General features: G+C 72.4%; 9 protein-coding genes. 8 read left to right on the top strand and 1 reads right to left on the bottom strand.

The features are described from left to right. The 7 genes from HMPREF3159_RS15025 to HMPREF3159_RS14995 all read left to right on the top strand — a co-directional run. Nucleotides 1-531: FtsB family cell division protein (locus HMPREF3159_RS15025; protein ID WP_246821650.1), on the top strand; the 531-nt coding region annotated here is incomplete at its 5' end. After that, nucleotides 528-1,106 carry a DUF501 domain-containing protein gene (locus tag HMPREF3159_RS15020; RefSeq protein WP_070501977.1) on the top strand — a complete coding sequence of 193 codons (579 nt, stop codon included), beginning with the start codon at nt 528-530 and terminating at the stop codon, nt 1,104-1,106. The genes HMPREF3159_RS15025 and HMPREF3159_RS15020, both read left to right, overlap by 4 nt. Beyond that, nucleotides 1,103-2,056 (top strand): Ppx/GppA phosphatase family protein, encoded by a 954-nt coding sequence (locus HMPREF3159_RS15015; protein WP_070501975.1) that lies wholly within the window; start codon nt 1,103-1,105, stop codon nt 2,054-2,056. Before HMPREF3159_RS15020 ends, HMPREF3159_RS15015 begins: the two co-directional genes overlap by 4 nt. A gap of 78 nt (nt 2,057-2,134) precedes the next feature. Beyond that, the gene (locus tag HMPREF3159_RS15010) at nt 2,135-3,508 is read left to right on the top strand and encodes an NAD(P)/FAD-dependent oxidoreductase (protein WP_053917508.1); all 1,374 of its coding nucleotides are present in this window, start codon (nt 2,135-2,137) and stop codon (nt 3,506-3,508) included. A 204-nt stretch (nt 3,509-3,712) separates the two neighbouring features. Further along, on the top strand, nt 3,713-4,510 hold the full coding sequence (gene nagB, locus HMPREF3159_RS15005; RefSeq protein WP_070501973.1) for a glucosamine-6-phosphate deaminase: 798 nt from the start codon (nt 3,713-3,715) through the stop codon (nt 4,508-4,510). A gap of 80 nt (nt 4,511-4,590) precedes the next feature. Further along, on the top strand, nt 4,591-6,108 hold the full coding sequence (locus HMPREF3159_RS15000; protein WP_070501971.1) for an NCS2 family permease: 1,518 nt from the start codon (nt 4,591-4,593) through the stop codon (nt 6,106-6,108). Continuing rightward, nucleotides 6,105-6,554 carry a MarR family winged helix-turn-helix transcriptional regulator gene (locus HMPREF3159_RS14995; RefSeq protein WP_070501969.1) on the top strand — a complete coding sequence of 150 codons (450 nt, stop codon included), beginning with the start codon at nt 6,105-6,107 and terminating at the stop codon, nt 6,552-6,554. The genes HMPREF3159_RS15000 and HMPREF3159_RS14995 overlap by 4 nt, the downstream gene beginning before the upstream one ends. Nucleotides 6,555-6,856: 302 nt before the next feature. Here the strand turns inward: HMPREF3159_RS14995 and serC are convergent, their stop codons facing one another. Next, on the bottom strand, nt 6,857-8,026 hold the full coding sequence (gene serC, locus HMPREF3159_RS14990; protein WP_070501967.1) for a phosphoserine transaminase: 1,170 nt from the start codon (nt 8,024-8,026) through the stop codon (nt 6,857-6,859). A 159-nt stretch (nt 8,027-8,185) separates the two neighbouring features. On the opposite strand from serC, the gene HMPREF3159_RS14985 reads away from it, so the two are divergent. After that, nucleotides 8,186-8,884 (top strand): demethylmenaquinone methyltransferase, encoded by a 699-nt coding sequence (locus HMPREF3159_RS14985; protein ID WP_070501965.1) that lies wholly within the window; start codon nt 8,186-8,188, stop codon nt 8,882-8,884. Nucleotides 8,885-9,026 lie beyond the last annotated feature (142 nt).

Below are 9,026 nucleotides of genomic sequence, written 5' to 3'. Positions count from 1 at the left end.
CCCGCCGCCGCCTCCCGCCCCGCCACCGCCCCCTCCCGCGCCGACGGCCCGGACGGGCCCGGCATCACGATCACGCGCCGCACCCTCGTGCTGGTCGCGCTCGTCGTGGTGGCGCTGGCGGCCCTCGTGCCGACCGTGAACTCCTACGTGGCCCAGCGCCAGAAGCTCTCCGACCTGCAGGGCCAGGTCGCCCAGCAGGAGGCGGAGGTCGAGGACCTGCGCGAGCAGGTCGCGCAGTGGGAGGACCCCACCTACGTCGCCGCTCGCGCCCGCGAGCGCCTCCTGTTCGCGATGCCGGGGGAGACGCAGTACCGCCTCACCGACACCTCCGGCCAGGACGTCCCCCTCACCGAGGCGCAGCAGGCCGAGGAGGCCGCGAAGGAGGGCGCGTGGTACTCGACCCTCTGGGAGAGCGTCGAGGGCTCGAGCCGCCTGACCCCCGAGGACATCCCCGACGAGACCGGCTCGACCGACGAGGACGTCCCGGCCGAGGACCCCGCCGACACCACCGATCAGGACGACGACCAGTGACCTCACTCGCCCCTCTTCCCCACGAGACGCCCGCCTCGCCGCGCGACCTCGAGATCATGCGTCTCCAGCTCGGCCGCGACATGCGCGGCGTCGTCTCGATCGCCAGGCGCTGCGGCTGCGGGCGCCCCGCCGTGGTGCGCACCGCACCGCGCCTCGAGGACGGCACCCCGTTCCCGACCTCGCTCTACCTCACCCTTCCCTGGCTCACCCTCGAGCTCTCCCGGCTCGAGGCGACCGGTCTGATGGCCGAGCTCACCGAGCGCCTCGAGAGCGACGAGCAGCTCGCCGCCCCGTACCGCGCGGCGCACGAGCGCTATCTGGCGCGCCGCGCCGAGATCGGCGAGGCGGAGGAGGTCGCCCACGTCAGCGCCGGCGGCATGCCCACGCGCGTCAAGTGCCTCCACGCCCTCGCGGGCCAGACCCTCGCCGAGGGACCGGGCGTCAACCCCGTCGGCGACGAGGTGCTCGCGATGATCGACGGCGCCGTGCCCGAGCTCGTCTGCCGCTGCCAGGACGAGGACCCCGGGACCGACCCCGACGAGCACGGCACCGACGAGGCCGAGGAGGGACGATGAGCGCGCCCGTCGCCGCGATCGACTGCGGCACCAACTCGATCCGCCTGCTGATCGCCCGGCGCGACGAGGCCACCGGGCGCCTCGTCGACCTCGAGCGGCACCTGGAGATGGTCCGCCTCGGGCTCGGCGTGGACCGCACCGGACGCTTCGACCCCGTCGCCGTCGAGCGCACGCTGGACGCCGCCCGCCGGTACCAGGCGCTGGTGGAGCACCACGGCGTGCGCCGCGAGGACGTCCGCTTCGTGGCCACCTCCGCGACCCGCGACGCCTCCAACCGCGAGGACTTCATCTCCGGCATCCGCGCGATCCTCGGCATCGACCCCGAGGTCATCTCCGGCCAGGAGGAGGCGGAGCTCTCCTACCGCGGCGCGGTCAGCACCGTCGAGGGCCTGCCCGCAGGGCCCGCGCTGGTGGTGGACATCGGCGGCGGCTCCACCGAGCTGGTGCTCGGCACCACCGCCCCCACCCACCGCATCAGCCTGGACATGGGATCGGTCCGCCTCACCGAGCGCCACCTGCGCTCCGACCCGCCCGCCGCCGACGAGATCGCCGCCGCCACGGCGGACATCGACGCCCTGCTGGACGAGGCCGCCGAGGCGATCCCGCTGGAGCGGGTCGCCTCGCTCGTCGGCGTCGCCGGGACGGTGACCACGGTCACCGCGGTCGCCACCGGGATCCGGGACTATCGTCCCGATGTCACCCACGGCGCCGCCCTCCCCGTCGACGAGGTCCGTGCGCTGTGCGAGGCGCTGCTGCGGGAGACCCGCGAGGAACGGTCGCGCCACCAGGTGATCCATCCCGGGCGCATCGACGTCATCGGCGCGGGCGCGCTGATCTGGTCGCGCATCGTCGAGCGCGTCGCCGCCGCCTCCGGCATCGCCGAGACCCGCACGAGCGAGCACGACATCCTCGACGGGATGGCGCTGGATCTGCTGGACCACGCGCCCTGAGACCTTCCGCGCGTCGGGCGGTGACCACCTGACGAGGTGCTTTTGTCTCAGCGACCATACGGTCCTAGGCTGGGGTCCATGACCAACACCTTCGGCGGCAAGCCCCATGTCCTCATCCTCGGCGGCGGTTCCGTCGGCATGACCACCGCGTCCGAGCTGCGCAAGACGCTCGGAGCGGAGGTCGCGATCACCGTCGTCGACCCGCGCCCGTACATGACCTACGCGCCCTTCCTCCCCGAGGTCGGCGCCGGCAGCATCGATCCCCGCAACGTGCTCGCGCCGCTGCGCAAGATCCTCACCGGCACCAAGGTCGTCACCGGCTCCGTCGCGGCGATCCGCAGCGCCGAGCACACCGTGGTGGTGGACACCGAGGAGGGCGAGCAGCTCGAGATCTCCTACGACTACCTCGTCGTGGGCCTCGGCGCCGTCCCGCGTCTGCTCCCGATCCCCGGCCTCGCCGAGAACGCGATCGGCTTCAAGCAGGTCGAGGAGGCCACGGCTGTCCGCGACCGCATCCTCGCCAACCTCGCCGAGGCGGCGACCACGAAGGATCCCAAGCTCCGCAAGCGCCTGCTCACCTTCACCTTCATCGGCGGCGGCTTCGCCGGCGGCGAGGCCGTGTCCGAGGCCGAGGACATGGTGCGCGACGCCCTGCGCTACTACCCCGACCTCCACGCCTCCGACATCCGCTTCGTGCTCGTCGACGGCGCCCCCTTCATCTTCCCGGAGCTCACCGAGGACCAGCGCGCCTACGTGCTGAACCAGCTGCGCGAGCGCGGCATCGAGGTCAAGCTCGAGACCTTCCTGAACTCCGCCGAGAACGGCGTGATCAAGACCAGCGACGGCGACGAGTTCGAGACCGACCTGCTCGTGTGGAACGCGGGCGTCAAGCCCAACCCGGTGCTCTTCGACGAGGAGACCTCCGATCTCCCGATCGTCACCGAGCGCGGGCCGCTCATGGGCAAGGTCCAGGTCCTGCCCGACCTGCGAGTCAACGGCGAGGACGGACCCTTCGACGACGTCTTCGCCGCCGGCGACTGCGCCGCCGTGCCGGACCTCGCCTCGGGCGAGGGCAAGTTCTGCCCGCCCAACGCCCAGCACGCGGTGCGCCAGGCCAAGCGCCTGGCCGACAACATCGCGCGCTCCGTCCAGGGCCGCCCGCTGGTGGACTACTACCACAAGAACCTCGGCGTCTTCGCGACCCTCGGCATGTACAAGGGCGTCGGCCGCCTGATGCTCGGCGAGAAGGAGCTGGACATCCGCGGCCTGCCGGCCTGGGCGATGGCCCGCTCGTACCACCTGTACGCGATGCCGACGATCGGCCGCAAGGTGTCCGTCGCCGCAGGCTGGGTGGGCAACCTCGTCTCCCGCCGCGACATCATCGGCATCCCGCAGGCGGAGACCCCGCGCGCCGCCTTCGAGCTCGCCGCGAGCTCCGGCAAGAAGAAGTGAGCCGCGCGGGACGCCGCTGAGCGTCCCCCGACACGACGCCGTCGCCCTCAGGGGGCGGCGGCGTCGTCGCGTGCGGAACCTCTCCGTGGGTTCGGACCCTCCGTGAGCGAGTATCCTCGGACGGTCACGCAAACGAGCACGTTCGCGCACGCGGCTGCGGCGCGGCGCAGAGCATCCGGCGCACGGCCGGAGAGGGGCAGGACCATGCAGATCCACATCGTGGAGGACGCAGCGGCCGGAGGCGTCGTCGTCGCCGACGAGATCCAGCGCGTCCTCGAGCGCGCGGGCGACCGGGGCCCGGTGCTGGGCCTGGCGACCGGCTCCTCGCCGCTGCCCGCCTACCAGGAGCTGATCCGCCGCCACCGCGAGGAGGGGCTCTCCTTCGCCGACGCGCGCGCCTTCCTCCTCGACGAGTACGTGGGCCTGCCCGACGAGCACGAGCAGAGCTACCACCGCTTCATCCGCGAGAACCTCGTCTCCCACATCGACCTGCCGGAGGAGAGGGTCTGCTCCCCGGACGGCACCGCCGAGGACCCGCACGCCGAGGCCGTGGCCTATGACGGACGCATCCGGGACGCCGGGGGAGTGGACGTGCAGGTCCTCGGCATCGGCTCCAACGGCCACATCGCCTTCAACGAGCCCGGCAGCTCCCTCGGCTCCCGCACCCGCGTGGTGGGCCTGACCCGCTCGACCATCGCCGACAACTCGCGCTACTTCGCCAGCCGCGAGGACGTCCCGATCCAGGCGCTCAGCCAGGGGCTCGGGACCATCCTCGAGGCGCGGCGGATCGTGCTGGTCGCCTCCGGGGAGAACAAGGCCGCGGCCGTCGCCCAGCTCGTCGAGGGCGGGATCAGCGCGCGCTGGCCCGCGACCGTGCTGCAGATGCACCCCGAGGTCGTCGTCGTCGCCGACGAGGCCGCCGCCTCCCGTCTCGAGCTGCACGAGGACTACCGCCACGAGCGCCGCCTCGAGGAGGCCGAGCGCGCCGCGCGCTCCGACTGAGACCGATACCACCGGGCCCCGGGCGGGACCACCCTCCCCGGCAGGGGCCCGGTGGGCGCAGGGCCGATACGATCGCCCTCATGCAGCAGGCCGATCCCTCCCCCTCCTCCCCGCGCACCGCCCCTGACGCCGCGAGCGCGACCCCCGAGCCGCGCGGTGCCCTGGACCGCTGGTTCCACATCACCGCACGCGGTTCGACGATCCCCCGGGAGATCCGCGGCGGCATCGTCACCTTCTTCTCGATGTGCTACATCGTGGTGCTGAACCCCCTGATCATCGGCACGGTCCCGGACTCGACCGGGATGTACCTCGGCGGCGGCGCCGAGCCGAACCTCCCCGCCGTGGCCGCCGGCACCGCGCTCATCGCAGGACTGCTGAGCATCTTCATGGGGGCGTGGGCGAAGTTCCCGCTGGCGCTGGCCGCCGGGCTCGGGCTGAACGCCTATCTCGCCTACTCCGTCGTCCCGCTGCCGGGCATGACCTGGGGCGGTGCCATGGGCCTCGTCGTCATCGAGGGCGTCGTCATCCTGCTGCTGGTGCTCAGCGGCTTCCGCAAGGCCGTCTTCGACGCCGTCCCGGCCTTCCTCAAGACCGCGATCGCCGTCGGCATCGGGCTGTTCATCGCCTTCCTGGGCCTGTACAACGCGAAGTTCGTGACGACCGCGAACGGCACCCCGGTCCAGCTCGGCAACGACGGGTCTCTCACCGGCTGGCCCACCTTCGTGTTCGTCGCCGGGCTGCTGCTCATGTTCGTGCTGTGGGTGCGCAAGGTCCCCGGCGCGATCCTCATCGCCATCGTCACCGCGACCGCGCTGTCGATCGTCATCGAGCGCGTGCTCCACCTGGGCGCCTTCGCCCCGGCCGGCGCCGACGGCCCCGGCAATCCGGGCGGGTGGGCGATGAACGTCCCAGCCGTCTCCGAGTTCCCGGTCCAGCTGCCCGACTTCTCCACGCTCTTCACCGTCGATCCGATCGGCGGGATCACCGCCGCGGGAGCGGTCGGCGCGAGCGTCATCGTCTTCTCGCTGCTGCTGGCCGACTTCTTCGACACCATGGGCACCATGGTCGGGGTCGCCGCGGGGGCGGACCTCGTCGACGAGCAGGGCGACATCCCGCACTCCCAGCGGATCCTCGTGGTCGACTCCGCGGCGGCGATCGCCGGCGGCATGGGCGGAGTCTCCTCGAACACGAGCTTCGTCGAGTCCACCTCGGGCGTCGCCGAGGGCGCGCGCACCGGGCTGTCCGCCGTGGTCGTCGGCGTGCTGTTCCTGCTCTCGACGCTCCTCTCGCCGCTCGTGGGCATGGTGCCCTACGAGGCGGCGACCCCGGCGCTGGTGATGGTCGGCTTCCTGATGATGACCCAGATCACCGACATCGACTTCACCGACGTCGAGATCGCGATCCCCGCCTTCCTCACCATCATCCTGATGCCCTTCGCGTACTCGATCACCGTGGGCATGGGCGCCGGCTTCATCATGTACGTGCTGCTGAAGCTGGTGCGGGGCAAGGCACGCTCGATCCACTGGCTGATGTACGTGATCGCCCTGATGTTCGTCGCGTACTTCCTGCGCGGCGCGGTCGAGGGCCTGCTGCTGTGACCGATCCCGGGGCGGAGACCGAGATCGCCGAGCTCGCTGCCGATCTGCAGCGCCTGCTGCTGGTCTCCTCGCGGATCCTGCGCTCGCACACCGCCTCGCATGCGGTCTCCGCCTCGCAGTTCTCGGTGCTCGCGCACCTGGACCGGGCGGGGGAGTCCACCCCGGGGACGCTGGCCGACTTCGAGCACGTGAGCCCTCCGGTGATGACCCGCGTGCTCGGCCGCCTCGAGGAGGCGGGGCTCGTCGGCCGCTCCGCCCACCCCGAGGACGGTCGGCAGGTGCGGGTGACCCTCACCGACCGGGGCAGGGAGCTCGTGCGGGCCGGCCGCGCGGAGCGGGACGCCTGGCTGCGCTCCCGTCTCGACGGGATCAGCGCCGCGGAGCGGGAGAGCCTGCGCGAGGCGACCGCCCTGCTGCGGCGCACGCTGGTCCCGCCGCGGCACTGACGGGGCGCGGAGGGACGCAGAGACGGTGGCGCCGGGATGCCGTCGCGGGCGAGCGGGGCGCCGCCCCGGGATCACGGCGATGCAGAAGCTCGGCGACGCAGAAGCGCGGCGCCGCCCCCGCCCGCACCGCGAAGTGCCTCGCCGCGGCCCCGCATCGACTCCCCGCTCGCACGTGCCGCACGCATGAAGGGCCCCGTCCGAGGACGGGGCCCTTCATGGTCTGCGGGACGCGTGATCCCCTCGGTCGGGCGTGCCGACGCGCAGCGGTCAGCGCGCGGGAGCCGCCCGGCTCGGCGAGGTGCTCAGGAGACGGCGTCGGCCGAGCGGTCCAGCACGTGGTCCAGGACCGCGATCAGCGCGGCGACGTCCTGCTCGTCCACGGCCGGGAAGGTCGCGATGCGCAGCTGGTTGCGTCCGAGCTTGCGGTAGGGCTCGATGTCGACGATCCCGTGGGCCCGCAGCACGGAGGTGATGGCCGTGGCGTCGATCGAGTCGTCGACGTCGAGGGTGGTCACGACCTGCGAGCGCGCCGCCGGATCCGTCACGAAGGGGGTGATCTCCTCGCGCCGCTCCGCCCAGGCCTGGAGCATGCCGCTGGCGGTGCGGGTGCGGGAGTCGGCCCAGGCGAGACCGCCCTGGGCGAGCATCCATTCGATCTGCTCGGCCATCAGCACAAGGGTCGCCACCGCCGGGGTGTTGAGCGTCTGCTCCTTGCGGGAGTTGTCGATCGCGGCGGTGAGGGAGAGGAAGGACGGGATCCAGCGGTCCGCTGCCGTGCCGAGGCGCTCCGCACGCTCGATCGCGGCGGGGGAGAGGAGCGCGAGCCACAGCCCGCCGTCGGAGGCGAAGGCCTTCTGCGGGGCGAAGTAGTACGCGTCCGTCGCCGAGACGTCCACCTGCGCGGCGCCGGCCACGGAGGTCGCGTCCACGAGCACGAGCTGGTCCTCACGCGCGCCCTCGGGACGGGTGACCGGGACCATCACGCCGGTCGAGGTCTCGTTGTGCGGCCAGGCATAGGCGTCCACGTCCTCGGAGAAGCGCGGGGCGGGGCAGCTCCCCGGCTCGGCGCGGATGACCTCGGGCTCCGCGAGATGCGGTGCGCCGGCGGACTCCGCGGCGAACTTCTGCGAGAACTCGCCGAGCACGAGGTGCTGGGAGCGCTTCTCGATCAGCCCGTAGGCGGCCACGTCCCAGAACGCGGTGGAGCCTCCGTTGCCGAGCACCACCTCGTACCCCTCGGGAAGGGAGAAGAGCTCGGCCAGGCCCTGACGGACCCGAGCGACGACCTGCTTGACCGGCGCCTGACGGTGGGAAGTGCCCATCACCGTGCGGGACACCGAGGAGAGCGCCTCCATCTGCGCATCGCGGACCCGGGAGGGACCGGAGCCGAAGCGTCCGTCGGAGGGCAGCAGCTCCGAGGGGATGGTCAGGGCGCGCAGGGCGTCGGTGCGAGCGGTGCTGGCAGCGGTCATTCGAGCTCTCCTCACGAGGACGGTCCGGGCCGCCCGGTGACGAGGCGGCCCGGGGGCATTCTTCCAGGAACGTCTTCCGACGCCTCGGTCGGTCCGGGGAGCGTCGGGGGTGCGGGCCGTAGTGCGCCCCCGGGGCACGGTCCGTGCGAGGATCAGGGCATGAGCCGTGCCGATCTCGAGAAGCAGCCGTACGACGTCGCGACGATGTTCGACGGCATCGCCCGCCGCTACGACCTGATGAACGACGTCGCGGCGATGGGGCAGGTCGGGATGTGGCGAGAGAAGATGGTCGAGTCCCTCGACATCACTGCGGGGGACCAGGTCCTGGACCTCGCCGCCGGCACCGGCACCTCGAGCGCCGCCATCGCCCGCGCCGGCGCGCAGGTGGTCGCCGCCGACTTCTCGCTCGGGATGATGACCGAGGGCCGCCGACGAGGTGCGCCGGTCCCGTTCGTGGGCGCCGACGCCCAGCACCTCCCCTTCGCGGACGACTCCTTCGAGGCCGCGGTGATCTCCTTCGGCCTGCGCAACGTCCATGAGCCGCGCCTGGCGCTCACGGAGATGTCCCGGGTGGTGCGCCCGGGCGGCCGCGTCGTGGTGTGCGAGTTCTCAACCCCGACGTGGCGTCCCTTCCGGGCGGTCTACGAGAACTACCTGCTGCGCGCGCTGCCCGCCGTGGCGCGACGCGTCGCCACGAGCGCCGATGCCTACGACTACCTCGCCGAGTCGATCCTGGACTGGCCGGACCAGGAGGCGCTGGGAGGATGGTTCGCACAGGCCGGCCTCGAGCAGGTCCAGTACCGGAACCTCAGCGGGGGCATCGTCGCCCTGCACCGTGGAGTGGTGCCCGCTCGCTGACCTCCCTCGATCCTCGCCCTGACCTGCACGGACAGGTGACGCGAGGATCGGCGTCGGGGCCAATGCGCGCCTCGACGGGGAGCGATGTGGTCGAGGCCACCTCGAAAAGGGGCGTTCTGGCTTGACGGGGCCTCGGAACCCC

This window comes from Brachybacterium sp. HMSC06H03, from assembly GCF_001807385.1.
GTDB classification, from domain to species: Bacteria; Actinomycetota; Actinomycetes; order Actinomycetales; family Dermabacteraceae; genus Brachybacterium; species Brachybacterium conglomeratum.
The sequence above is the reverse complement of the archived record's forward strand: the minus strand, read 5'-3'. Positions and strand labels throughout refer to the sequence as shown.

Excerpts from the sequence above, each read along its gene's own strand:
- HMPREF3159_RS14985 (WP_070501965.1), top strand. The coding sequence starts at position 8,186 with ATGAGCCGTGCCGATCTCGAGAAGCAGCCGTACGACGTCGCGACGATG.
- HMPREF3159_RS15010 (WP_053917508.1), top strand. The coding sequence starts at position 2,135 with ATGACCAACACCTTCGGCGGCAAGCCCCATGTCCTCATCCTCGGCGGC.
- serC (WP_070501967.1), bottom strand. The coding sequence starts at position 8,026 with ATGACCGCTGCCAGCACCGCTCGCACCGACGCCCTGCGCGCCCTGACC.
- nagB (WP_070501973.1), top strand. The coding sequence starts at position 3,713 with ATGCAGATCCACATCGTGGAGGACGCAGCGGCCGGAGGCGTCGTCGTC.
- HMPREF3159_RS15000 (WP_070501971.1), top strand. The coding sequence starts at position 4,591 with ATGCAGCAGGCCGATCCCTCCCCCTCCTCCCCGCGCACCGCCCCTGAC.
- HMPREF3159_RS15015 (WP_070501975.1), top strand. The coding sequence starts at position 1,103 with ATGAGCGCGCCCGTCGCCGCGATCGACTGCGGCACCAACTCGATCCGC.